The sequence below is a fragment of the Acetobacterium tundrae genome (assembly GCF_008086615.1).
Taxonomy (GTDB): Bacteria; Bacillota; Clostridia; order Eubacteriales; family Eubacteriaceae; genus Acetobacterium; species Acetobacterium tundrae.
In genome coordinates this window covers 56,381-82,149 of sequence record NZ_RXYB01000016.1, presented here as the reverse complement: position 1 = coordinate 82,149, position 25,769 = coordinate 56,381, and the positions used below count along the sequence as shown (strand labels likewise).

Sequence of the window (25,769 nt, the reverse complement as noted above, 5' to 3'; positions counted from 1 at the left end):
TTACGAAGCTTGTACATTATATCGTCGCTGCCTTAAGTTGTCAAGCTTTTTTTTAAGTTGTTTTTAAATCGCTTTTTTTGCTGCGCTGCCCCTGTTCGGGACAACTTCATTAGTATACTCCGATTATCACACTCTGTCAATCCTTTTTTTAATTTAATTCTGGTTTTTTCTGGTTTTTTTATTCGTATCACTTATATTCCCTTATAATATTTGTTTAAACACTTTTCCGGCTATTCTTTTGAATATCTTTGTTTGATGATAACTCTACCTGAGTTAAAATTAGGCATGATTATATAAACTTACTTTCTGTTAATCTTGCCATGATCACTGGCTTCCCTATTTATAAAAAAAAGGCGATGAGCACGAATAAAAAGCAAGCCTTTATCCGTATTCATCGCCTTTTTTTTGCACAACTTTAATTCCTTGTGCAAAAAATATAAAAGCCCCGCAACGTCCTATCCTCCCAGGCAGTTACCCACCAAGTACTTTCGGCGCTGGAAGACTTTACTTCTGTGTTCGGTATGGGAACAGGTGTAGCCCTTCCGCCATCGTCGCGAGACTAATTAACTTTATTTAATTCAACTACTTTAGTATACTTGTTTTTTATTTCATTGTCAACCATTATCTTTTCTTTTTATCATTTTATAAAATTATTGATTAAATCCTGTGCTTTTTGAAGGCTTTTCTCTACTTCAAACTGGCCCTCTGCTCTAAAAATACAATAAGCCAATCCATCGTCACTGACATAATCAATCACAATTTTATTCTTCTTTTCCTTTTCTCTATCGCTTGCATTCCTGTCTTTTTCTAATTTTTCTTTAAAAAGGGAAGCTTGCCACTTTGAATTTAATACTATTTCAGAACTTGAGCAGATCGTTACCTTTTTAATCTCGCTGGGCAAAATCCTAAACCTTGGACCAACGACAGTAAAATCAACTTCATTAGAATAGATTTCAAGATTCCCTCTCAGCGATTTATCTAAGTCTTTATGCCCGCCTAAATAGGTAGCCATCATACACATATCGCGTTTTGCTTTTTCTTTGCCAAATGAAAAAAAACTACTTTTGGGTCGAGCACTCTTTTTAACATCTGTTTCGTCATTATCTGATACCTGATTTTCTGAATTTCTTCCTTCAAGATAATTGAACAGTGCACTGATCTTTTTTTGATTTTCGCCATGATCTTTTACTTGTGTGTTTGAAATCATTTCTGATCGAATCATTACTTCTGTGCTCTTTTCATCTTTTTCATTTAAAGTAATGGTAATGCGTTGCTCTTTCGATACGAAAACCGTTTTTGTGAGAAGCACAATCATGCTTTTCTTTTTTTCATGGACATGTTTTTTTAATTCATATTTCTTCTTTCCCAGTGCCAGCATTCGTTCTTCACAGTGGGATTTTGGCAAATTGATCAATCTGTCCTCTTCAGTATGTATGCCCATAACACGATCTCCATTCTAAATAGTAAAGCGATAACTAAGTTCTACTGGTATTATCCATACCTGTTATCGCATCTTCAGCACCTCTTCTAACAAATCAATTAGCTTTTCTTCACATTCCTCTATGGTGCAGTCTGCTTTCTTTAAATAATTAAAATAGCTCTCCGATCGGGCGATCGTAATCAGCTGCGCCTGATTCACCAGTTGGCTGAATACCGTATTTCTATTCAGATCAAGATCAAAACTTTTCAGACTTGAAAAATAATCCAAATCAATATCCAGGATAAGATTGTCTTGACTTAAATTTTTCATAGAAAACACACTGTCTTCAAACATATGATCATCAAGACTGCCAAAGTGATTTTCAGACACTAGATAGTGGTGTCCCCTCAGGTATTGATGTTTTTCCATACAATTTATCATATGATAGTCTTTTATATAACCCAATTCCATGGCCGTATAAATGTGCTCGTCATTTCGTAATTTACCCATGGCACCTTCAATGGTCTTCAAATTCAAGGGATCAAGCGTTGACAGGATCTTTTTCTGAAACCGGTCAACCAAAACCGCTTCTTTATCCGGATTGATCGCCATCGCTTTTTGATAAGCGTAAAGCCAAAACGACGGATTTGTATCTGGATGGTAATCTATACTTACCAGAATTGATGATTTTTTTGATTGCTGAAACAATTGTCCCCATACCAATAAAGCGTATTGATGATCATCCACCACCATAATGTTTTTCCCCTTAACGCACAAGCATTTGGGTTTTAAGTTGTTATTTTTCATTATTCAGCCATTCTATAAATGCGAGTCACCCCACATCAATATACGAGCGAATTCTTAAATCTGCTCCCACTGATTTGCTGATTCTTCGACAGGCTTCCTGATCTTCTTCCGGTAATATATCAACAATCGTTAACACAACCTTTGTATATCTGCCAGCCAGGCGGGCAAAATCCAACAGAGCCTCATAGGCATCTTCAAAAACTGGGCGACATAGCGTATTGTATTCCTGTTTATCTTTTGCATTCAAACTGATCGATACCACATCAATTGCGTCCTTTAAATAAGGTGTCATATCCTTTTTAAAAATCAAGTTACCGTGGCCATTGGTATTAAGACGGGTTGGTATCGGATATCTCTTTTTAACTTCTTTGGCAATTTCGCAGATTTCATCCAATCGATAAGAAGGCTCTCCATATCCGCAAAAAACAAGTTCTTTATACTGACTAAGATCCCGTTTTAATATATCTTCTAATACTTCTTCCTTGGTTGGTTCTTTTTCCAGCCAAAGATCATCTACGCCATTTACTGTGGGCTCATCTCTTCGAATGCAAAATGTACAAGCATTGCTACATCGGTTTGTCATATTTACATATAAAGATTTCCCTAATTCATAGGTAATCGTCATCTTCTTTTCCTCCCAGGATATTTTCACAATCAATTTGTTACATCTAATTCTATCTTTTTTTTACAAATCTATTATTTTATCTCTATATTAACTGCTCATGCATCTAAAAACGCAACAACATTTTACCATATCTATTCTAGAAGTCACGAAAAACAAATTATTTCTACTAACCTCGCCAATTATTGCTCTTGAATTTATAAACTTATTTATGTAAATAAAAAAACACATTCCCCAGTCTTTTTGCTTGGTTAATGTGTTTTCTTAGTATAGTCTGCTTTAAAACAAGGGACCAACAAGCTTTAAATCACAACCTTCGCATTCCCATTCAAGGCCGACACCGTTCATTTTACCACCACATTGAGGACAAATTCCAGTTCCGCTTTTAGGGAACATATATTCAGTCAGTTCCATTTCAAGAATTTCTACGCCATCAGTTTCCGGTTGTTTTTTAAATTTTTCGATCGTTTTATGCGCCATTTAATTTTTCTCCTTTTGTATTCGATTAATCATCTTTGTTTCATTATAGATCAAACCGCTTAGTCATACAAATCATTTCTAGGGAAAAATAACGCCTACTTTGTGCACTAATCCTGTCTTTATAATAATAAAACAGACTTCCAGCGCGCCTCTTTAAAACCAATCAGATCCCTGTTATCGAAAACAGCTGGGGCCCCTTAATAAGTGGCCCCTAGCTGTTCTTCGATATCAATTTTTTTGCTTATTTTATTTTTTGAACCCGATCATTTGAAACCCCCTGTGGCAGGGTAATCTCCAATAGTTTTTTCCCGGTATTAAAATCAATTTCTGAAATTGCATTCGTTCCTTCCTTAGTTTGACCCCAACCAATCGTATATACTTCTATATTGTCGCCAATTCTCTGGGCACTTCCATCTGCCAACGCCGTCTCTCCGGACACTTTAAATTCTTGAAACTCTAATACTTTTTTATTGACTTCATCTAATTTAAGTTTTAAGATTCGGGTTTGCCCGGTGCTGGTTCCGTTGTCAAAAATCGTTAAATAACCTTCTTTTGTTAACGCTATATCACTTTGCCCTGAAGTTTTTTGTTCACTTGTCAAGCCAAACTCATCACCATTTCCTGACAGTTTCCACATGATATTACCAGTATCACGATTGATTTTCATGATTGTATTTAAATTTTTAAACGATACAATCAGATTATTATCAGCTGGATCAATGATCATCCGATCAAATCCGGTATAATCCGGACTTTGACTGGTAGCATTGCTATAATCATTGCCTTTTACACTTAGTCCATAGAGTTCCGGATGTGAATCAGTAGTAAATTCAAAGACGACTTTATCATCTTTCACTTCTTGAATAAGGGTTCGCACTACCTTTGATCCCATCGAACTTGCGCCCAAGCCTTCCGGCACATTTTGAACAAGCACCAGTTGTGATGCTGCTACAATATAATGATTATCATCGATTAAGATGAAATCTTGCCCATCTATCGGATCACCTTTTTTTGCAAATTTGCTCAGAGCTAAGGTAATGGTTTTTATTTCCTTGTAGTTTTCATCAAGAATTACCCGTTCACCAGAGGCCGTTCCGATCCCATTACTATCACCATAAACTCGCTGATAGCTATAACGCACGGTGCCATCCTCTAAAGTATGCTTTTTAAAATCGCTGTATGTTTCACCATTCGCTTCTTGTTGAGATTTTGCAATGTAAAAAACAACTTCGCCTTTATTATTTAGTTCATACAGCGCGGCTCCCCCTGTAGCCAACGCGGCGTAGTAATTTCCCTCATAACTGCTTTCTCCTGCTGAATTTATTTGCGGAAGTTGAGAAGACAGTGTCCTTAAATAAATAGTTTTTACATCTTTTTCATTATCCACGGTAATCTTGATCAATTTATTTGATGACAAGGTATCGAGTTTTAAATCAATAGCTTTTCCTGCGCCAATACCTTTTTCATCAATTTTAACCGTCGCACCGGTTTCATTATTCAGTTTAATGGTATTGGTAGAAACACTGCTCAGACTGACGGCATCATAAATGGCACCATCCTCTGCCAGCGGCAATTCTACATTAAATCCGTTGATTGTTAAATTAAGTGATTTATCTGACATCAGCGTGTTATCACGTCCAGAGTAGGCCAGTGTACAACTGACTAAAATAATCAGCAATATCGCGCCACTGACTGATACAATCATAAATTTTTTCGAGCTATCCATAAATTATAATCTCCTTTTTTTGCTCTATTATCACATAGACTTCTTAAATTTCGGATAATAGTTTTGTCCTTTTTAAGTAAGTCTAAATGATCCTTATTTTGTCTATAAAAAAAAACATTAAACCTTTAAATCTTTTTTGTTGTAAAAAGCAAAAGTCATTCCTATTGCAAGAATCACTACGCCCCCCCATAAGCCTAACGCTTTCAGATTAATACCCGACGCCAAAATGTGGTTCGGTTCAAAAAGGTCCAGGGGAGAGAGATATCTTAAAAAGCCCACCGCATCAACAAGCGCTGCAAAAATTCCGATGCTATAAGTGCCAAAAACCATCCACATTGCCGTCAATCCAATTTGTCTGGTACTGCGAAGCTTTACTGAAAACCAAAGGCCTAATATCATAAAAATAAAACCTGATATAAACGTTCCTAAATATATTCCTTTCACGTTCAATAATAATACAATAACTTCATATTTCCCCGAACTGAAAACAAGAACCAGGATCAGTGATACCATTTCCAGGACAATGATCAAAAGACAATACGTTAAAAAATGTGCGACCATTTTAGCTGCAACAATGCCGCTTCGTGTAATTGGTTGGGCATATAAATATTCAATGGTTCCATCTGTTTCTTCTTTTATAAGAGCTGATGTTCCTGCACGTGCTGCGTATATCGCAATCGCAATATTAATAAATTGCATGATAAAAGCAAAATAAACCTTGATATCACTAAAATCCGACACCTCGGTAAGACCAAAGGCGGCAAGCAGTGGTGCTGGTAGGGCACCCTGCTTCATTCTAACTAGATTTTGGATGGTACTGGATTCCATTGCGGGAAAAAAAGCCATAAATACGACCAAAACAACGATAAGTATGCCCATCCAAAACAGTAGACCCCGAAAGATATTTTTAAATTCCAATTTCAAGAGTGTCATCGCTATGCCCTCCTTCATAATAATCTAAAACTTCATCTTCAAGAGAGGCATTTTTTATCGTTATATCTTTTATCGTCATCATGCTGAGGGTTTTTAAAAGCTTCTCAACATCGCCATCATAGGAAAATTTAACCATGTTTTCTGAAACATTAAGCATCCGCCCACCTAAAATTTCAAGATCCCTTAAATCAAAGGATTCTGCTTTTATTTCGATAATCATATATTTTTTTCGTACTTTTGTTAAGTCTTCAATTTTAAAAATCCGTCCTTCCTTGATAAATGCAACTCGGGTACAATAATCTTGAACCTCTTTTAAATTTTGACTCGATAAAAAAATGGTGGTTCCCTTTTCATTTGCATCTTTTAATACTTCGAAAAGTCGTTTTTGCATTAAAGGATCCAACCCATTCATTGGTTCATCCAAGATTAGCAACCGTGGTTCATGTATCAATGCACAGGCAATAGCGATTTTCTTTTCATTATCGATGGATTGTTCGCCAAATTTTATTGACTTATCAATTTCTAACGCCTCACATAGGGGATCGATAGCATCTTCGGTTTTGATATGATGAAAAGCCAGGGTCGTTTTTAACAACTCCTCGGCACTGGCATTTGGATCATACCGAATTTCATCAGGTACATATCCAACTTGCTTTTTTATCTCAGCTGAATTTTTTGTACAATTCAGATCCAACACTTTACAATGACCGATATTGGGAAAAATAAAATTCAATAGAATTTTTATAAATGTCGATTTTCCCGCACCATTTGGTCCTATTAACCCAAATATTTCTCCTTCATCAACTGTTAGATTGACATTTTTCAACGCCAGAATTTCATTATAATTCTTTGTTAAATGTACGGTTTCGATTGCTTTCATAAGAATCTTTCCTCCATCTTTTAACGGAATACTGGTTCTTGCTCAATTCATCTCGTCGCCTTATTGTAACTTATTACAGTAAAAAGGTAAAGGCCTGCTATTTTTATCATTCACAAGCATCCAAAGAGCACTTGAAAAACAAGCAATGATTCTTTTTATATGGTAAAATTAGCGTATATTAATTAAGAATTATCATTAACTATCGTCACTCTTGTTCTAACGCTTTTAATTCAACCTATTTCGATTAAACGCTCTGGAGGCGCAATGATGAAACGAAAATTATGGCTTTGTCTATCCCTTATTCTAAGTCTTATTTTACTGTTTACCGGCTGTCAATTTCTATCCACATCAACGGCAACCTTTACCCCTCAGGATTCTCTGGCCGTTCATTTTTTAGATGTGGGGCAGGGGGATTCCATTCTTTTAATCGATAATAACGATACCATGCTTATTGATGGCGGAAATCCGGAAAATGGAGGAGCTATTATTAACTATCTCAAAAGTTTGGGGATCTCTCAACTGGATTACGTTGTTGCCACTCATAACCACGCCGACCATGCCGGCGGTTTAGCCGATGTGGTTGCTAATCTTGACGTTTCAAACCTGTATGTGACCAATTCCGAAGATACCACCGCCTCTCAGAAGCTCATTGCCGCGGCGAAGGCTAAAAACGTGCCGGTCTCCACCCCTTCTCCCGGAACCACACTTGCCTTCGGCGGGTCAACCATTGATTTTCTAGGCCCGCTTAGCGTTCATGAAGACGTCAATAATGATTCACTAGTGCTGAAGGTCACCCGGGGAAACCACCGCTTTCTTTTTACCGGTGATATGGGACAACAAGCCGAACAGGAACTACTTGCCCAGAACATCAATCTCGAAGCCGATGTTCTGAAGGTTGGACATCATGGCAGCTCCACGTCAACAGGCTACGTCTTTCTTCGTGCTGTGAATCCCCGGTACTCGGTGATTTCCTGTGGTGCCAACAATGATTATGGTCATCCCCATGAGGAAACGCTGAGCCGTCTCAACGACGTCGGCTCCACTATCTTTCGCACCGACCTCATGGGGACGATCATTGCCACCTGTCAGGGGGATCAATTAACCTTTAACAAAACCGGCATTGCCCCAACCCAGTCCTATCAGGCCGTGGATAACGGTCTCGCTGCCACTACCAACCCTGCTCAGAAAACGCCGGCAAGCACGGCCACTTCAGAGACTGCCACCTATATCGGGAATAAAAATTCCAAGATCTATCATTTGCCAACCTGCCCTAGCCTGCCCAAGGAATCCAACCGGATCTATCTGAACAATCTGGATGAGGTTCACGCTCTAGGGCTGACACCCTGTGGGGTTTGTAATCCGCCAAGCTAAACTAGCATAATAACGATCAAAGCCAGTGTTTATCGGTAGTCGTCTCCGATAAACACTGGCTTTGTTTTTTTCTATTCTCTTTTTATTTAGTTTCTAATCTACTTAATTAACCCGTCACCACATCCCGCCTTTTTAACCAGATGATGGCAAATAGACTGAACCCAGCCATAAAAACCGCGCAGGCTAGAATAAATTGAATTTCTCCCACCGACATGGGTGCAGCCGGATCATTGGCCCGCATCCCCAATGTTATCAGGGCATAGGGAAACCAGATGCCATAGCCTTTGGATAGCAATGCCAAACCTGCAATGCCGCCCATCAGAGCAATACCAACCGGCACTGCAAAACTGCGAATCACCAGTGATATAAAGAGCTGCAGGGCACATGCCACCATACCGCCCAGAGCCCCAAAGAAAAGCCAGACCGAAAGTTCCGGGGGTATCGGTCCCGAAACCCCAGCCAGTAATCCGGATAAAATATACAATAGTCCGATCCAGAGCTGAGTCAACACCACCATCGCCGAACCCATGATCAATTTAGCCAGAAATAGGTGGGTTATGGGAACCGGCGCCGTCATAACCGCATTCCAATTATGATTGGCGTGTTCCAACCGCCAAAGGTAAGAACAGTAAATACCAATCAGTACCGGCAGAAAAAAATAACAGGCAAATAGGGTATGCTGGGTCCAGAGACTATACCATTCATTCTCCAGAATCTCCAGATTATTCAGGTAATTGAAGGTTCCCATAAAGGCCGGAATAATGGGAATCAATAAAAATGCCAACCAAACCGGGCTATGTCGCATCTTGATCATTTCCGCTTTTAAAACACGTATGAACATCCTTCAGACCTCCCTTCGTACAAATAAAATCCGGCCAATTCCGTATATCAGTCCAAAGAATACAAAAAGCAGTACAAAACCCGACCAATCAATAGCAGTCCAGTAAAAATCTATTGCCCGAGTATTCTGATCCCAGTTCATACCAATCTGCATCAGCACCCCATAATAACTCCAAAGGATAAACTTCTGAAAGCCCTGAGGAAAAAACATACTGAACAGACCAATAAAACCGCCAACGAGTCCCAGTGTCATGGGCACCATTTGATTGGCAAAGAGCATGGATACCACCTGTTGAAAAGCATAAATAGTCAAACTCACCGCCAGGGTAAAAAACAAATATCCACCCAGCGCGCCCCATGGCACCGGTCCTCCAAAATGTAGCATGAGACCCATACCAATCATAATGGCCACCTGTCCCAATGCTGCACCAAACATATAGATACTACCCCAGATAAACTTGGCATCAAAGATCCGATTGGCTGGAACAATGGTTTCCAGGAGCTTAAATGTTTGTCCTTTATGCTCCACCTCACATAGGCGAGACGCCACTACTGCCGCGATCACCGGCATGATGATGCAGTTGAGCATGGGAAATTGGTAAAGAAAAAACAGCCATCCCTGAACCAGATCATTAGCGTCCTTGTTGGAAATAGCCCAGCCAGCCCACAGCATCTGAACCCCCATCATGACTGCCACCACCAACCAAATCTTTCGTCCCTTTGTTTTTAAAGCCTCCATTCCAATTGCCTCTCTCATAAACTCACCGCCGTTCCGGTCAACTCCAGGAAGATATCTTCCAGACTCTTTTTGCGCTCTTCAATGCGAACCAGGCCAATATTATTCTGTCCCAGGACCTTACTGATTTCTGCCATCATTGAATCTTTCATCTGGGGGATGATCAGATAATCGTCCTGTGCTTCCCAAGCAACCCCATTTTGACTCAGGAATGATTTGGTCACCTCATTATTCATGGTTCGAACCGCGAGATGCTGCTGGCTGTACTGATGAAGTTTCATCAAACTATCCTGATAAACCAGCTCCCCTTCCCGAATAATCCCCACCCGAGTTGCCAGCTGATCGATTTCGCTTAACAGGTGGCTGGACACCACCACGGTCATTCCGAATTTTTGGGGCAGGGACTGAATCAACTCCCGCATTTCTTGAATCCCGGCAGGGTCCAGCCCATTGGTGGGTTCATCCAAAATAAGCAGTTTGGGATAACCCAAAAGCGCACTGGCCAACCCCAACCGCTGTTTCATTCCCAGGGAATACTGGCTGACTTTTTTGTGCTTCTGATTATCCAGCCTGACTATTTTCAGAACTTCATCAATATTGTTTTTGGGAACACCCCGGAGGGTTTGAAAGATCTGGAGGTTCTCTGCTCCGGTTAAATGCCCGTAATAGCTGGGAGATTCGATAAGGGAACCCACATTTTTAAGATTCTCCAGTCGGTTTTTGCTGTTAACTCTTTTTCCAAAAACCGATATTTCCCCGGCGGTGGGTTTTGCCAGACCTAACACCATTTTCAAAGTTGTTGATTTTCCCGCTCCATTTGGTCCCAGGAACCCATAAATAGCTCCTTCAGGAACCAGCAGATCGACATCCTTGACCCGATAAACATTTCCATATTCTTTGCTGAGACCTGCGGTCTCGATGACATTACTCATAAACATGCACTCCTTCTTTTTTTCTACATGCTTATGATAGCCCTTGAACCTTACAGGGGTTTGTCTCCTGCCTTACTTTTACCTTAATTTTAATTTCAGTCCCAAATACAACTATTTTTTCGTGTATAATACAGTCGGGTGATAATAATGAAAACAATTTTTGAATCAACGCTTCTGGTTGTGGATGATGAACCGGAAATTTTAATCATGTTAAAAAAGATATTGAATCAGGCCGGATTTTCCAGTGTGCTGACTGCCGATTGCTGCCAGCAGGCCCGGGAAATCTTCGGAGCTGAAAAGCCCAATGGGGTGATTCTAGATATAATGCTGCCTGATGGTGACGGGTTTTCGCTAATGCAGGAGTTTCGGTTGAAATCCAATGTACCGATGCTGTTTTTGTCTGCCCGGGATGAGGATGAAAACCGGCTTCTCGGGCTGGGACTGGGTGCCGATGATTACATTACCAAACCCTTTCTTCCCCGGGAACTGGTTCTTCGCTTGAGTGGCATCCTCAGACGGGTTTACCAGCCTATGTTGACTCCACCCTCCCAGGACGAATGTCTGGTACTGGGAAATGTGACCGTCAATTTTAAAAGCGGCGTGGTTCAAGCTCGTGATTGGAAAAAAACACTAACGGCCAAAGAACACGCCCTGCTTAAAAAGCTTTGGGATAATCAGGGGAACATCGTCACGTCTGATAACCTCTGCCGCTGCGCATGGGACGATGATCTCTACGGTTATGAAAACACCTTGATGGTTCATATTCGTCGCCTCCGGGAAAAAATAGAAGAAGATCCGTCCCAGCCAAAATATTTACTGACGGTCCGGGGGATGGGGTATAAATTGGTAAAGGATCCAACTCTATGAAGAGCCTTCGTAAAATCATAATCGGTTCCATCCTTTTAACTGCAACCATTTCGCTTTTACTGGTTGTTGTCAATATCCTATTCACTGCCAACTGGGCCATGAAAAATCCCAGTGTCACTCATTCAAAATATGATATCGGTGCAATTGCTGATGGACTGACAAATATCGACGGCGCTTATTATCTCAATGAAACCGCAGCTGCACAATTTGACGCGCAATATTCCTGGGCAATGCTTATCAGCCAGGACGGCAATGTTGTCTGGAGCAAAAACCTTCCTGCCGATGTTCCCTTGACTTACACCCTTACCGATATTGCGACCTTTACCCGCTGGTACCTCAATGACTATCCGGTATCGGTTTGGGAATCTGAGGATGGCCTCATGGTATTGGGTGAACCAAAAGGAAGTATTTGGAAATACCCGATAACCTCAACCGAAGCCACTATTTCCCAGATACCTTCTTATCTTGGTGGATTTTTAATTCTAAATTTCGTGGCAGCACTTATCCTGGCTCTGCTACTGGGTTCATGGCTCTATCTAAAACTAAAGCCCATTTATGAGGGCATCACTGCCTTGCAAAAAAAAGAAACAATCATCTTGCCCACAAAGGGGGTTACTGGAGAAGTTGCGCGAATTCTTAATGAAACCTCTGTTGTTCTTAAGGAACAGGGAAAGCGCTTAGCGGATCGTGACAAAACCCGTACTGAATGGATTGCCGGTGTCTCCCATGATATTCGCACCCCACTGTCGATGGTAATGGGTTATTCCAGTCAATTGGAAACCAATCCAAACCTCCTGCCTGCGGAACAGGATCAAGCCAAAATCATCCGTGAACAAAGTCAGCGTATTAAAACCCTGGTTGCCGACTTGAACATCGCATCCAAGCTTGAATATGAAATGCAGCCCCTGCATCTTAGCAAGGTTTCGCCGGCTGCGATGGTACGGAGTATTGCTGCAGACTATATTAACAACAACGATCTCAGTGACTCCTATTCAATTTTCCTTGAGGCCACCGAGGATTCCAATGGTTTATCTCTTCTTTGTGATGAAGCGTTGATCCATCGTGCCATTACTAACCTGATTGACAATAGCATCCAACACAATGGGAACGGCTGCATCATTAATGTTTCTATAAAGAAATACCAGGACGGGTGCATCATCAAAATCAGTGATGATGGGAAAGGCTATCCTCCTGAAGTTCTGGGAAATTCAGATGAACCGGTATTTCTTGAAAATCATGGACTCGGTCTGATCATCGTTCGGCGGATCATGAAACTTCATGGCGGAAAGGTTACCTTTGAGAATCCATCTTCTGGAGGCGGCTCTGCTTCACTGATTTTTAATCCATAACTACTTCGAACTTGACTACAATCTTTTAAGGTTTATTGATAAACTGACCGATTGCGTGTTATTCTGCTATCCGATGGTAGAGCGATACTTCTTCATCTTTTGTGACTAATTCATAGTTTGTTCCGAGAACATCATAGATTTCGGCGTTAGTCTCCTGATCATTCGTCATGACAATCCATTTTGGCGGATTATTTTTCAACATATTATTCATTTCGACGATCACTTGGGGATCATATAATCCCCACCATTCTTGTAACGTGAAATATTTATAACAAGGGGTAATATCGGCCATTAAAAACCAGCCGGCCGGGATCTCATAACCAAAAACACTATCCCGATCTTCTTCAGGAATCGAACTCTTAATAGTCAACGCATTTTCATAATAGTCCGTATCCGGTTCTTCTGTTGCAATCGTTACAATTGTAGAAAAACAAAAGCATAAATAAATTACACAACTTGTCATAAAAAGAACCAACACCGCAACAAGCAGCCCCCGATGACTGCCCTGCCACAATTTTTTTTCATTTTTAACATATAGTTCGATAAGTAAAATAATAGCTAGGACAAAGCATGGGGTTGTTAATGTGAAATAATGATAAAAAATTCCTCCGAGCAGAAGCGAAAAAAAGGTAACCAATGAGCCAATTGTTAAAAGCAATCCAATATATTTGTCTTCCTTTTTCAATAAATAATAGATACCCATACAGCCGGAAAAAACAACCGGTGATACCGAATAGGCGAATTTAACAAGCGATTCCGGTGAGAAAATTCCTGAAATACCCTCTGCATACTTCATGTTAAACAAAAAGGTTGCGTAAATCATATCTCCAAAAGCATGGTTAATAATAAAATAACTTGCTATTGCCGCGAATGTAATTAGTGCCCCTGCAATGAAGCCAAGCACATTATGGAAAAAATCAACATATGCTTTATTAGTAAATAGTTGAATCATCACCACCAACACAATGGCTCCAATGAGTACCGCATTATTCAATCGCATAAATACAATCAGGGTGAAACAAATCCCATAGATAAACGCATAAAGCGGATTATGATGGGCTTTTTTGATGGGTTCTTTTTTTAAATGCCGAAGAACCAGATATAGCGGCAGTAAAAGAAAAGGCAGACTTAATTCCTCTGTTAAGTTACCGCCTTCAAAAGTTGATGCTAAAATTAAGAAAAAGAAAAGAATTGGAAGCCAGGCCTGTTTTTTATTTAAAAACAGTTGTCCCATTTTGACTATCAAAATAAGATCGGCAACCATAAAAATCCATTGCATAAAAAAGCTTCCAAAACGATCTGGAATGATCAGCCACCCCAGCGCTTCTAAAAAAAACAATACCGGTCCCTTATGGTCAAACAAGTCCAGATAAAGGATGTGTCCACTGGTTATTCCCTTGCCAACGAGTAAAAATATCGCAGAATCTGAAATGCCGTAATTATTGCTGAATATGGGGCTGGTTGCATAGGAAAAGAAAAGCAAAAAAAGAAAGGCTGCTATGGCTAAAGCTAAATAATTTATGATCGTATTCTTTTGCATATTCATTTAGTTTTTTTCCTTTATAATAAAAATCGGTCGTTTCTTTGTTTCTAAATAAGTTCTTGCCAAATACTGACCTAAAATTCCGGTACAGAATAATTGAATCCCACTGCTAAAGAAAATGATGCATACCAAAGACGGCCAGCCAAAAGCCGAACCCTGCCAAAATATTTGTCTGATGATAATACCCACAATCGCTATGAAAGAGAATCCACAGAAAATAAGACCAGTGACTGATGCAATAGCCAATGGTGCGGTCGAAAACCCAACGATGCCTTCCAAAGAATAGATAAATAACTTCCAAAATGAAAACTTGGTTTTTCCTGCCGCTCGTTCAATATTTTTATAGGTAATCCATTTCGTATTAAAACCAACCCACTCAAAAATTCCTTTTGAAAAGCGATTATACTCCTGCACTTCTAAAACAGCATCAACCATGGATCGTTTCATGAGTCTAAAATCACGGGCGCCATCCACAATTTCCATTTGCGAGATTTTATTGATTATTTTATAAAAACGTCTGGAACAAAAAGAACGGATATGAGGCTCCCCATTTCTGGTTCCCCGACGAGCTGCCACGCAGTCATATTCTTCACTTTTAAGCATCTCATACATGGAAACAATTAGTTCCGGCGGATCCTGCAAATCAACATCCATAATCCCTACATAATTTCCAGTTGCGTGTTTTAACCCTGCAAAAATGGCTGCTTCTTTCCCAAAATTTCTAGAAAAAGATATATATTTTATACGATTATCTGCTTTACTGAGATTTTTTATCATCTTTAATGTCTCATCTTTGGAACCATCATCCACAAATAGAATTTCAAAGTCTATTTCTGATAACTGCGAAATCACTTTTTCGATCAGTGTCTTGTAAAAAATCGGAATCACTTCTTCTTCGCAATAACAAGGGATCACCAGGCTTATCTTTTCTTTATCCATCACTCTTCACTTTCACGCTCCCGGTTAAACCCGAACGTCCAAATATTAAAATTATTTCCATGAAGAAATAAAATCCAGCCCTATTAATGAGGTTTGTATACTCATTGCAAAGACCTTCCCAAGGGCGGATTTATTATTAATTATATCATGAAACGAGGCAACTTGAATATCACTCAAGCAATTTGACAAATCTGCAGGGTAAATTAAAAAAATCTTAACTCTGCATTTCATCATCGTTTTTGATATTTATACCCTTGAGATCAATACCATAAACCCTTTATTTCATTCTTTTTGCCTACCAATGCCACGCTCATTCAAGCTTTTATGCGCTATTGACAGACTTTCCAGCTTTTTTTGAAACCAAGAGCAGTTGGACATGACAACAGCGATTGTTAGCCGCTCCCATTAAATAATTTTGAAAGACACACAACCATCACAAAAAAAACAGAAAACATTCATAATTAAGGAATATTTAAGTGGTGCTTTTTATACCATTTATAAAGGAAATTTTTTACTCCTTGCAGACTCATTAATTTGAATTGAAAATCACATGAATCCATCTGAAAACACAAAAATGCCTGAAGTCCCAACACAAATAGTGGAACTTCAGGCATTTTTTTTTCAGACTTCTTTATAGATACTCCGACGAACAAAAGGCGCCAGCCTTTTTGCCAAAACAACACTTAAACCAATTTTAATAATATCTGCCGGAAACGTCATCAGAAATCCTGAAACCATCAAAGCTCCAACCCCCATGGGAGTATTGAGATAGTAATTGGCGATGATATAATACCAGGTTAAACCCAGGGCATAAATCACTCCCGTTCCCGCAAGTGCGGCTAGAATTAATCGAACGGTGGACGACGCTGCTTTTCTTTCCGCTATCCATCCGGTGACAAATGCGCCCAGGGCGAATCCCAAAATATAACCAAAGCTTGGTTTTAAAACATAGAGCAAACCACCGCCGCCGGAAAACACCGGCAAACCGGCCAGTCCAATAAAAATATACACCAGTACCGAAACAAGTCCGGCTCTGGATCCCAGTAACAGCCCGGCCAGTAAAACAAAAATGGTTTGGAGGGTAAAGGGAATGCCCGGAAGCGGGATTTTTATAAAGGCACCCACGGCCATAAGTGCCGCAAACATCCCGCAAAGCACGAGTGTTTTGATGTTTAATGTGTTTTTTTCAATCATAATTTAATCCATCCTTCTTATGCTAATTTCACCTGAATTAAGTGTCTCAATTTGTCCTGATTCATTTCTGACAATTAATCCGCCATCATTATCAATGTCAATGGCGGTGGCCGATTGCCACTGATTGTTTTTGCAAACCTTGATTTTTTTTCCTAAAACCATGGAATGGCTTTTATATTCCACTAAAAAATCACGCTTATTTAAATCTCCACATATATTTAATACCTCGTTGATGATTTCTGCAGCCAAGCGGTTACGAGTGAGGGCATCCGGTTTTTTATCAAATAATGCCCCTGCAATTTCTTCCAAATCTTTTGGAAAATCATCTTCAGGCCGTTTGAAATTAATTCCGATTCCAATGATAATGAATTCAACCAGACCATTTTCAAAATTGGTTACCGCCTCGGTCAGAATTCCGACTATTTTCCGACCATTTACATAAATATCGTTCACCCACTTTATTTGCGGTTCGATACCCGTTACCTTTTGTATCGCTCGGCAGACTCCCACGGATGCCCCGGTGGTTACAAGTACCGCCTCACTGGCATGAACATTCGGGCGCAGAACCAGACTCAGATAAATACCGCTCTTTGGCGGCGAATAAAAAGAACGGCCCATCCGGCCTCGCCCCTGGGTTTGCTCTTCAGAAATAATAACCGTTATTTTTTTTGCTCCTTCCAGAGCTATTTTTTTTGCTTCCTGATTGGTGGAACCAATGGTTTTGTATACAATAATATCAAGATTCTGATTATCCGGCAAAAGCCAGGGACTAATTCCTTCACTGGACATAATATCCGACTCTTTATTCAGACGGTAACCCTTATTGGTTGTAGACTCAATATCATAACCCTCTTCTTTTAAAGATTTTACGGCTTTCCAAATAGCGGAACGGGATACATTCATTAAGCTGGCCAGCTGTTCTCCTGAAATGTATTTTTCTCTGTTTTCTTCTAAGGTTATTAATAAATTTTGTTTTGTCGACATTTTTTCACCTCTGATTTGTATTCTACATAAAAGCAGCCCAATTGTCAACCAAAAATTATTCAGTGGTTGACAATTGGGCTGCTTTTCTTTTTCTTTTATTGCGCCAGCACTTCCATCGCTCTGGTAATAATATCAAAATTTTTCTTCATGCTTTCCCTGCTCCAGAATTCATCGGTTTCATGACAGGTGCTTTCCTCGCCTGGAAACACACTGCCAAAAGCAACGGCATTTTCAAAGGCTCGAGCATAAGTTCCACCGCCGGAAACAACCGGTCCGGTTGTTTCGCCAGTGTATTCTTCATATATTTTTTGAAGCGATTTTACCAGGAAACTCTCTTTATCAACATGAAGGGGAGGTGAATCATGATCCATTTCAAAAGAAAATCCCAAATGATTGGTAGCCTGAACAATCGCCGCACAGATTTGACTGCTGTTCATAGTGACCGGATAACGGATATCGCACCGAAAGGTGGCTTTTTTGCCATTGACTTGAACAATGGCTGGACTTAGCGTCAGTTCCCCTGAAACCGCATCTGAAAGGTTGATTCCGAATCCTTCCGGTGTGGCAATTTCCAGCAAATCTAAAATCGGATGCTTTAGTCCCGTTGCTCTTAAGACCTGCCCTAGTTTTATCAGCGCATTTTCACCTTTTTCCGGTTCAGATGCATGGGCCGACTTTCCTCTGCTTTCGTAGCTTTGTCCCGCTACGTGTGCCCTTGCGTAATCTGGAACCGAATTAATTTGTTTTCCGCTCTCAAATTCCAGTGTTGGAGTTGAAGCATCCAGTTCTTTTTCGAAAATCACATTCATAATTCCTTTTTCTGCAAAAATAACGGGATAACTGGAATCCGGGGTAAACGAATACTTTGGCACTTCTTCAGTTGCTTTGTAGCGGTTCATGCAAGCCCAGTCTCCCCCTTCTTCATCTCCTCCAACAATTAGGCGAATGCGTTTGTTAATTGAAATATTGGCATCTTTAAGGGCTTTTAATGCGAAAAGAGACACCATGGCTGGTCCCTTATCATCAAGGACACCCCGGCCAAATACCTTATCTCCATCAATCGTTAAATCAAACGGGGGTACTGTCCAGTCGTCCCCCACTGCCACAGTATCCAAATGGGTTATAACTGCAACCATTTCTTTTCCTGCCCCCATTTCAATATATCCGCAGTATCCATCACAATTTTTTGTTTTAAAACCCCAGCGGTTTCCCAAATCAAGCACATAGTTTATCGCATCATTAATGCCTGTTCCCAGTGGAGACTCTGGAGTAACGACACCAGCATCGCCATTCACCGTTTTTATTTGCAATAATCCTTTTAAACGATCCAATAAAGCTTCTTCATCTAAATGATATGTCATTTTTTACCTCCCTTTCTCCGTATTTACGTATTTTATTAGACATCCGTCGCACTATCGCCCCAGATTTTCCAATGCTTTAGTCATTATATCAAAGTTTTTTCGCATGCTTTCAATACTCCAGAATTCATTTGTTTGATGACAGGTATTGGGTTCCTCAGGAAATCGGCCTCCAAAAGCGACCGCATTGTCGAAGGCTCGGGCATAGGTTCCGCCGCCGATCACTTTGGGCCCGGTGGTATCGCCAGTATATTCTTCATAAACTTTTTGAAGAGAGTCAATTAAATAGCTTCCCTTATCCATATGCAACGGTGCCAAATCATGATTGATCGTAAATGAAAATCCCAGCGGCTCCACTGCCTTGGCAATTTGTTGTCCGATTTCTGAACCGGTCATGGTCACTGGATAGCGAATATCGCACTTCAATACGGCCTTGTCACGGTTAACGTTGGCAATCGAGGGATTCAACGTCAATTTTCCCGAAATTTCATCCTCAAAATCAATATTAAAACCTTCCCGGGTTGCCATCCCGACCAGATCAAGAAAAGGATGATTCAGCCCCATATTTTTGAGCTCATCTGCTAAAATAAACATGGCATTAACCCCTTCTTGCGGCTGAGAAGCATGGGCTGGTTTTCCAGTGCTTTCAAAAACTTTATCGGAAATAACCGCTTTGGCGTAATCTGGAACCGTATTAATTTGACTGCCGCTGAAAAAGCCCATAACTGGCGTGGAAGGATCTAAATCTTTTTCCAAACTGATGCTCAAAATTCCTTTTTCCGCATAGATAGCGGGGAACCCGGAATCTGGCGAAAAAGCATACGTAGGTGGCTCTTCAGTCGCTTTATAGCGATTCATACAATGCCATTCATCCCCCTCTTCATCTCCCCCAATGATTAAACGAACCCGTTTATTAAGTAGGGTCCCCTTATCAGCAAGAGCCTTCATGGCATAAAGTGCCACCATCGTCGGACCCTTGTCATCAATGGTACCCCGTCCAAAAGCCTTATCTCCTTCGATGGTTAAATCAAACGGCGGAACTGACCAGCCGTCTCCCACCGGAACGGTATCCACATGGGTTAGAATTCCCACCATTTCTGCTCCTGCTCCCATTTCAATATAACCGCAATAGCCGTCACAATTTTTTGTCTTAAAACCAAAACGACTTCCCAGATCAAGCATATAATTGATCGCATCGTTGATCCCGGTACCAAGCGGCGCCTCCGGTATGATCGGACCGGCATCTGCATTGGTTGAATTAATTTGCAACAATCCTTTTAAATTCTGCAACATATCTCTCTCGTCTAAATAATATTCCATTTTCTTTTGATTATGCCTTTCCAATATATTCAAAGCGTTTTTGAGTTTTTCCATTATGTGTTATTTCTTCATTCCACATGGCAGCTGGACGAACCCAGATACCGCCCTCACCGTAAAGCGGACGATAAATTACCATGGTCTCAAGTGTTTCACTATGTCTTCCAACATAAATGACTTCATATTCATTTCCTTTAAAGTGCCGGTAGCGCCCCTTAACAATTTTTTCATCAATTTGAGTTGATTGTTTTTCCATTTTAACCATTTTTCCCTTTCTCTTTTTCACAAATCGTGCTATTATATACAAATAATCTTAAGAATACAATAAAAATTTAAAAATTAAGGAGCTATTTATGAAAACAAGACAAGAAATCAAATCCACTTCGAAACAGCATTTTTCTAATAATTATTGGGTTTCTGTTGGCGCAGTCATACTGGCCATGCTCATTGTCGGTGCCGCTTCTGGCGTTACCTTTGGACTTGGAGCCATTTTTTTAGTCCCCCCCATTATGGTTGGTCTTCAATACTTTACACTCTGTCTTTACAGAGGTGAAACCCCCGGTATTGAAACTATGTTTACTGCCGGTTTTAGCAATTACGGACGAAAACTCGGCGGCATGCTCTGGATGTATTTATTTACTTATCTATGGACGTTATTATTGATTGTTCCCGGTATTATTAAAGGCATCGCTTACAGTCTTACCCCCTATATTTTAGCAGATTGTCCCAATGTTACTGCCACTGACGCCCTTAAACTATCAATGCGGATAACTCAGGGTCATAAAGGCGAAATATTTGTCATGTATTTAAGCTTTATTGGCTGGTTTTTACTTAGCTTAATTACTGCCGGTATTGTTGGCATTTTTTATTCCAACCCTTATTACTTTGTTAGTCTAGCAGGTCTTTATGAAGAACTGAAAAACAACGCTTTGAATAATGGTACCGTTACTTCCATTGAATTAGCTTAATTCTAAATAAATAATTGATGCACAACAAAAGCCTTCCCAAAATTAATCTTTAGGGAAGGCTTTTATTTACCCATTTATCAAACGGTCATAGCGATATTTCGTTAATCAAATTTACCATTTCAATGGCCGATAAAGCGGCATCATAGCCTTTATTACCGGCCTTCGTTCCGGCGCGTTCAATGGCCTGCTCGATATTTTCAGTGGTGATAACGCCAAAGATTACCGGTATTTCTGATTGAAGTCCGACATGCGCTACCCCCTTTGATACTTCGCTGCACACATAGTCGTAATGGCTTGTGGATCCTCGAATCACTGCACCCAAACAGATAATCGCATCGTATTTTTCCATTTTCGCCATTTTAGAAGCAATGAGGGGAATCTCGAAACATCCCGGCACCCAGGCAACATCGATGTCTTCATCTCTGACATCGTGACGTTTTAATCCATCAACCGCACCAGCTACGAGTTTTGATACGATAAACTCATTAAACCGTGCCGCTACAATTCCCACTTTAATTCCCTTTGCTACTACTTTTCCTTCATAAATTTTCATTTTGATCTCCTTCTTTATTTATAATTTAAGATATGACCCATTTTTTCTTGTTTCGTTTTTAAATAAAATATATCCTGCGCTGAAGCATCCATTTGTATGGAGATACGCTCAATCATTTCAAGACCGTAGTCTGACATTCCTTCAATTTTTTTAGGATTATTGGTTAAAAGTCTTAACTTTTTAACCCCCAGATCTCTTAAAATCTGTGCTCCAATATAATATTCCCGCATATCTTCAGGAAAACCCAGTGCTATATTGGCTTCAACCGTATCCATTCCCAAATCCTGTAAATGATACGCTTTAAGCTTATTAATCAAGCCAATCCCGCGACCTTCCTGACGCATATATAATAATACGCCTCGGCCTTCTTTTTCAATGGCATTCATCGCTGCCGCAAATTGTTCGCCACAATCACATCGAATCGAACAAAATGCGTCTCCGGTTAAACATTCTGAATGTACCCGGCATAAGACCGGCTTTCCGTCGGCGACATCCCCTTTAACAAGTGCCACGTGATGTTCGCCATTTAGCTTATTGATATATCCGTAAGCAATAAAGTTTCCATATTTTGTCGGCATTTTTGTATCCGTCACCTGCTCAACCAGCTTTTCATGCTGTTTTCGATAATTCTGCAGATCTTTAATGGTAACGAATTTCAATTGATGGGTTTCCGCCAAATCAATAAGCTCTGGCGTTCGCATCATCGTTCCGTCTGCCCTCATGATCTCACAGCATAAACCGCATTCTTTTAACCCTGCCAATTTCATGAGATCAACCGTTGCTTCAGTATGTCCGTTGCGTTCCAATACGCCATTTTTTTTTGCCAGCAAGGGAAACATATGCCCGGGTCTGCGGAAGTCTTCCGGTTTTACATCATCTGCAACACATTTAATCGCCGTTACTGAACGTTCTGCCGCTGAAATACCGGTCGTTGTATCAATATGGTCAATGGATACGGTAAAAGCCGTGCCATGGTTATCGGTATTCTCAACCACCATTTGGGGAATACTTAAATTTTTAATTAATTTTTCACCCATCGGCATACAGATCAGTCCCTTTCCATGAACTGCCATAAAATTCACATTTTCAGTGGTTGCAAATTCTGCGGCGCAGATAAAGTCCCCTTCATTTTCCCTGTCGGGATCGTCTGTTACAACGACTATTTTGCCGTTTCTCAAATCTTCCAATGCTTCTTCAATGGTATTAAATTTAAACATTTTTACCCTCTCTTTTGATATTGATTTAAGTTTATTAAAATCCTGATCTTGTCAGAAAATCCATGGTCAGTTTACGGGATTTTTTCTCATCATTTGCGTTGGTATTTTCCAAAGAACCCGTTATTAAGAAATTTTCTATATATTTTCCAACCAGATCATTTTCCAAATTGACCGGATCTCCTTTTTTCTTTAAACCCAAAATCGTGTGTTTGACCGTATGGGGAATAATGGAAACCTGAAAAGCTTCATTATTTACCGTCGTCACCGTCAAACTGATTCCGTCGATGGCAATGGATCCTTTTTCAATGATGTAATGACATATTTTTTCAGAGGTGCTAATCTCAAAGAGGATCGCATTATCATCTTTTCTTATCTGAATAATCTGCCCCGTTCCATCAATATGGCCGGATACCAGATGCCCTCCAAACCGTCCATTCGTCGGCATGGCGCGTTCTAAATTGACCGGACTTCCCGGCTTCAATTCCCCCAGATCGCTTCTTTTCAGGGTTTCACTCATCACGTCAGCCATCCACTGATTGCTCTTCATTAAGGACACGGTTAAACATACGCCATTAACCGCGACGCTGTCTCCCAGCTTCAAATCATCCATGATCACCTCTCCCTGAATCCATAATTGGGAAGAACGCGGTCCTTTGGTAACGGTTATTATTTTCCCCACTTCTTCAATAATTCCGGTAAACATATCATCACCTCTTGTAGTATTCGAGACAAATATCATCGCCTAGAATTTTTATTTTTCGGTCTTTAAAATGAAAAGCCTCACTGGGATCTTCGATCCCCTGCCCTTCAACAGGACTGATCGCCGTGGCTCCACCAAATATTTTGGGGGCGATATAAACCTGCAGCTTGTCGACAATGCCACTTTTCAAGGCACTGTAATTCAAGGTGCCGCCCCCTTCAAGCAGAATCCCATCTATTTTTTTCTGACCGAGTTGATGGATAAGATCATTTAGATTCAAATGTTCATTTTTTTGGGGAACCGGCAATAGCCGGCAACCTTTTTTTCTAAACTGGTCCATCTTTTTTTCATCTCTGGAACAGGTGCCAATATAGGTGGGAATTTCAGAAGCACTTTCAACTATTTTTGCCGTTATCGGCGTTCTTAAATGGGTATCACAAATAATACGACTGGGATTTCTCCCTTCTTCAATCCGACAGGTCAGCAGGGGATCGTCTTTTATAACCGTGTTGACCCCGATCATGATGCCTTTGTATTCGTTTCTCAACTGATGTACCTGCGCTCTGGCCAGCTCGCCGGTAATCCACTGGGATTTCCCGGAATAGGTGGCAATTTTACCATCCAGAGTCATGGCATATTTCATGACAACATAAGGCGTCCCGTTTTGAATATAGTGAAAAAACACTTCATTGAGCTCCCGGCATTCTTCTTCTAAAACATCTGTAATCACGGTAATCCCGTTTTTTCTTAAAATCTCAATTCCCTTTCCCCCGACCCGCGGATTGGGATCCATTGCTCCAACCACCACCCTGGCAATTTTGCTTTGAATAATGGCCTCTGTGCATGGCGGTGTTTTTCCCGTATGACAACAGGGCTCCAGATTCACATAGAGGGTTGCGCCTTCAGGGGACTGGGTACAGGATGCCAGGGCGTTTCTTTCAGCGTGGAGTTCCCCATATTTTTGATGATAACCACGTCCGATAATAAGGTCGTCCTTAACAATAACCGCTCCCACCAGGGGATTAGGATTTACTAGACCTCGTCCTTTTTTTGCCAGTATAATCGCCATCTGCATATATTTTTGATGATTTTCCACTTAATCCCTCCTCTCAAATAAATAAAAAAACACCTTGAATAAGAATATTCAAGGCATCTGATAAAAAGTCTGTTTAATGCCATTTAGAACTCCCCTTTGCGATACAAAAAGCTCTGAAATGATAAACATTTCAGAGCTAAAAAAACAAAGATAAGCATAAACATGCAAACACTTTATCATCTTCTTTCATCCAGACTTTAACTGTCGGCTTCGGAATTACACCGAATCATACCTTGCGGCTCGTGGGCTATACCACCGGTAGGGAAACAATCCCTGCCCTGAAGACAAACTATTTAATTGCTTTTGATTTTAACACCTAACTACCTGGTTGTCAATATGTGTTGCTTTTTTTAATTCTATAGTCACCGGCAAGGGCCTCCGGCTTCAAACAAATCATCGCTTCGCTCATGATGCACACGCCCTCTGCCCCGGTCTTTAAAACCCTTTCAAGTTTATCTTTTGTAATCCCACCAATGGCAAAAACGGGTATTTCAACCGTATCACAAACCGCTTGTAAAAAAGAAAGACCCCTTGGCGGAACGCCTTCTTTACAAGCCGTAGGAAAAATATGCCCTGCCACTAAATAAGTAGCACCTATTTTTTCAGCTTCTTGTGCCTCATTCACTGTGTGAATTGAAGCCCCGATATTTTTAAATTCTTTAAGCTTTTTTTTGTTTTTCCTTAAATTATCCATCGATAACTGAATGTTCTCATACTTCATTTTGACAGCCACTTCAATGTTCTGATTGATAATCATGGTTACCTGATGCCTCATACAAATTTCATTTATTGCATTCGCCAATTTTTCATATCCTGCCAAATCCAGGTCTTTTTCTCTTAACACAATCGCCTGCGGTTTTCCGATTGCAATTTGATTGATTCGGCTTAGAAAATCATCATTACACAATTTTCGATTAGTTACGCAAATAAGCATTTT

26 protein-coding genes, 1 rRNA gene and 1 riboswitch are annotated in these 25,769 nt (G+C 40.4%); of the genes, 4 read left to right on the top strand and 23 right to left on the bottom strand.

Going from position 1 to position 25,769, the window contains the following annotated elements; genetic code table 11:
- Positions 1–442 precede the first annotated feature (442 nt).
- From rrf to FZC40_RS12635, 8 genes are all read right to left on the bottom strand, one after another.
- Positions 443–559, bottom strand: a 5S ribosomal RNA gene (gene rrf / locus FZC40_RS12670).
- A gap of 78 nt (positions 560–637) precedes the next feature.
- A complete protein-coding gene (locus FZC40_RS12665; RefSeq protein ID WP_148604896.1) occupies positions 638–1,441 on the bottom strand; it encodes a hypothetical protein in 804 nt (267 codons plus the stop codon).
- A gap of 63 nt (positions 1,442–1,504) precedes the next feature.
- Positions 1,505–2,227 (bottom strand): peptide arginase family protein, encoded by a 723-nt coding sequence (locus tag FZC40_RS12660; RefSeq protein ID WP_148604894.1) that lies wholly within the window; start codon positions 2,225–2,227, stop codon positions 1,505–1,507.
- 25 nt (positions 2,228–2,252) lie between these two features.
- Positions 2,253–2,852 (bottom strand): TatD family nuclease-associated radical SAM protein, encoded by a 600-nt coding sequence (locus FZC40_RS12655; RefSeq protein ID WP_148604892.1) that lies wholly within the window; start codon positions 2,850–2,852, stop codon positions 2,253–2,255.
- Between the two features lie 276 nt (positions 2,853–3,128).
- Positions 3,129–3,329: a hypothetical protein gene (locus FZC40_RS12650; protein WP_148604890.1), complete on the bottom strand. Its 201-nt coding sequence runs from the start codon at positions 3,327–3,329 to the stop codon at positions 3,129–3,131.
- 241 nt (positions 3,330–3,570) lie between these two features.
- Positions 3,571–5,055 (bottom strand): arylsulfotransferase family protein, encoded by a 1,485-nt coding sequence (locus tag FZC40_RS12645; RefSeq protein ID WP_148604888.1) that lies wholly within the window; start codon positions 5,053–5,055, stop codon positions 3,571–3,573.
- A 117-nt stretch (positions 5,056–5,172) separates the two neighbouring features.
- Positions 5,173–5,988 (bottom strand): ABC transporter permease subunit, encoded by an 816-nt coding sequence (locus tag FZC40_RS12640; RefSeq protein WP_186843799.1) that lies wholly within the window; start codon positions 5,986–5,988, stop codon positions 5,173–5,175.
- The gene (locus FZC40_RS12635; RefSeq protein WP_148604883.1) at positions 5,963–6,868 is read right to left on the bottom strand and encodes an ABC transporter ATP-binding protein; all 906 of its coding nucleotides are present in this window, start codon (positions 6,866–6,868) and stop codon (positions 5,963–5,965) included. The genes FZC40_RS12640 and FZC40_RS12635 overlap by 26 nt, the downstream gene beginning before the upstream one ends.
- Positions 6,869–7,135: 267 nt before the next feature.
- On the opposite strand from FZC40_RS12635, the gene FZC40_RS12630 reads away from it, so the two are divergent.
- Complete coding sequence (locus FZC40_RS12630) at positions 7,136–8,239, top strand: MBL fold metallo-hydrolase (protein WP_186843798.1); 1,104 nt, start codon at positions 7,136–7,138, stop codon at positions 8,237–8,239.
- A gap of 106 nt (positions 8,240–8,345) precedes the next feature.
- Here FZC40_RS12630 and FZC40_RS12625 read toward each other — a convergent pair whose 3' ends face one another.
- The 3 genes from FZC40_RS12625 to FZC40_RS12615 are packed head-to-tail and all read right to left on the bottom strand — an operon-like array spanning position 8,346 to position 10,747.
- Complete coding sequence (locus FZC40_RS12625) at positions 8,346–9,080, bottom strand: ABC transporter permease (protein ID WP_148604879.1); 735 nt, start codon at positions 9,078–9,080, stop codon at positions 8,346–8,348.
- Positions 9,081–9,083: 3 nt separating this feature from the next.
- Positions 9,084–9,836 (bottom strand): ABC transporter permease, encoded by a 753-nt coding sequence (locus FZC40_RS12620; RefSeq protein ID WP_148604877.1) that lies wholly within the window; start codon positions 9,834–9,836, stop codon positions 9,084–9,086.
- Positions 9,833–10,747 (bottom strand): ABC transporter ATP-binding protein, encoded by a 915-nt coding sequence (locus FZC40_RS12615; RefSeq protein WP_148604875.1) that lies wholly within the window; start codon positions 10,745–10,747, stop codon positions 9,833–9,835. Before FZC40_RS12615 ends, FZC40_RS12620 begins: the two co-directional genes overlap by 4 nt.
- Before the next feature lie 147 nt (positions 10,748–10,894).
- On the opposite strand from FZC40_RS12615, the gene FZC40_RS12610 reads away from it, so the two are divergent.
- Both FZC40_RS12610 and FZC40_RS12605 read left to right on the top strand, forming a co-directional pair.
- A complete protein-coding gene (locus FZC40_RS12610; RefSeq protein WP_148604872.1) occupies positions 10,895–11,614 on the top strand; it encodes a response regulator transcription factor in 720 nt (239 codons plus the stop codon).
- Entirely contained in the window at positions 11,611–12,963 is a 1,353-nt protein-coding gene (locus tag FZC40_RS12605) for a sensor histidine kinase (protein WP_148604870.1), read from the top strand. Before FZC40_RS12610 ends, FZC40_RS12605 begins: the two co-directional genes overlap by 4 nt.
- Positions 12,964–13,021: 58 nt before the next feature.
- Here the strand turns inward: FZC40_RS12605 and FZC40_RS12600 are convergent, their stop codons facing one another.
- From FZC40_RS12600 to FZC40_RS12570, 7 genes are all read right to left on the bottom strand, one after another.
- Positions 13,022–14,509 carry a hypothetical protein gene (locus tag FZC40_RS12600; protein WP_148604868.1) on the bottom strand — a complete coding sequence of 496 codons (1,488 nt, stop codon included), beginning with the start codon at positions 14,507–14,509 and terminating at the stop codon, positions 13,022–13,024.
- Positions 14,510–15,445 carry a glycosyltransferase family 2 protein gene (locus FZC40_RS12595; RefSeq protein WP_148604866.1) on the bottom strand — a complete coding sequence of 312 codons (936 nt, stop codon included), beginning with the start codon at positions 15,443–15,445 and terminating at the stop codon, positions 14,510–14,512.
- Positions 15,446–16,066: 621 nt separating this feature from the next.
- The gene (locus tag FZC40_RS12590) at positions 16,067–16,639 is read right to left on the bottom strand and encodes a biotin transporter BioY (protein ID WP_148604864.1); all 573 of its coding nucleotides are present in this window, start codon (positions 16,637–16,639) and stop codon (positions 16,067–16,069) included.
- A 3-nt stretch (positions 16,640–16,642) separates the two neighbouring features.
- Positions 16,643–17,623, bottom strand: coding sequence for a biotin--[acetyl-CoA-carboxylase] ligase (locus tag FZC40_RS12585; protein WP_148604862.1), 981 nt, complete (start codon positions 17,621–17,623; stop codon positions 16,643–16,645).
- A gap of 95 nt (positions 17,624–17,718) precedes the next feature.
- Complete coding sequence (locus FZC40_RS12580; RefSeq protein WP_148604860.1) at positions 17,719–18,984, bottom strand: Sapep family Mn(2+)-dependent dipeptidase; 1,266 nt, start codon at positions 18,982–18,984, stop codon at positions 17,719–17,721.
- 51 nt (positions 18,985–19,035) lie between these two features.
- Entirely contained in the window at positions 19,036–20,274 is a 1,239-nt protein-coding gene (locus tag FZC40_RS12575) for a Sapep family Mn(2+)-dependent dipeptidase (protein ID WP_243135811.1), read from the bottom strand.
- Positions 20,275–20,311: 37 nt separating this feature from the next.
- Positions 20,312–20,563, bottom strand: coding sequence for a DUF1653 domain-containing protein (locus tag FZC40_RS12570; RefSeq protein ID WP_243135810.1), 252 nt, complete (start codon positions 20,561–20,563; stop codon positions 20,312–20,314).
- A gap of 88 nt (positions 20,564–20,651) precedes the next feature.
- On the opposite strand from FZC40_RS12570, the gene FZC40_RS12565 reads away from it, so the two are divergent.
- Positions 20,652–21,266, top strand: coding sequence for a DUF975 family protein (locus FZC40_RS12565; RefSeq protein WP_148604853.1), 615 nt, complete (start codon positions 20,652–20,654; stop codon positions 21,264–21,266).
- Positions 21,267–21,351: 85 nt separating this feature from the next.
- On the opposite strand, the gene ribH is transcribed toward FZC40_RS12565, so the two are convergent.
- The 5 genes from ribH to FZC40_RS12540 all read right to left on the bottom strand — a co-directional run bounded on the left by ribH (position 21,352) and on the right by FZC40_RS12540 (position 25,766).
- The gene (gene ribH, locus FZC40_RS12560) at positions 21,352–21,819 is read right to left on the bottom strand and encodes a 6,7-dimethyl-8-ribityllumazine synthase (RefSeq protein WP_148604850.1); all 468 of its coding nucleotides are present in this window, start codon (positions 21,817–21,819) and stop codon (positions 21,352–21,354) included.
- Between the two features lie 14 nt (positions 21,820–21,833).
- Positions 21,834–23,036: a bifunctional 3,4-dihydroxy-2-butanone-4-phosphate synthase/GTP cyclohydrolase II gene (locus FZC40_RS12555; RefSeq protein WP_148604848.1), complete on the bottom strand. Its 1,203-nt coding sequence runs from the start codon at positions 23,034–23,036 to the stop codon at positions 21,834–21,836.
- A gap of 34 nt (positions 23,037–23,070) precedes the next feature.
- Positions 23,071–23,739 carry a riboflavin synthase gene (locus FZC40_RS12550; protein WP_148604846.1) on the bottom strand — a complete coding sequence of 223 codons (669 nt, stop codon included), beginning with the start codon at positions 23,737–23,739 and terminating at the stop codon, positions 23,071–23,073.
- Between the two features lie 4 nt (positions 23,740–23,743).
- On the bottom strand, positions 23,744–24,832 hold the full coding sequence (ribD, locus tag FZC40_RS12545; RefSeq protein WP_148604843.1) for a bifunctional diaminohydroxyphosphoribosylaminopyrimidine deaminase/5-amino-6-(5-phosphoribosylamino)uracil reductase RibD: 1,089 nt from the start codon (positions 24,830–24,832) through the stop codon (positions 23,744–23,746).
- 174 nt (positions 24,833–25,006) lie between these two features.
- Positions 25,007–25,122: riboswitch (FMN riboswitch) on the bottom strand.
- Positions 25,123–25,163: 41 nt separating this feature from the next.
- Positions 25,164–25,766: a thiamine phosphate synthase gene (locus FZC40_RS12540; RefSeq protein ID WP_148604841.1), complete on the bottom strand. Its 603-nt coding sequence runs from the start codon at positions 25,764–25,766 to the stop codon at positions 25,164–25,166.
- Positions 25,767–25,769 lie beyond the last annotated feature (3 nt).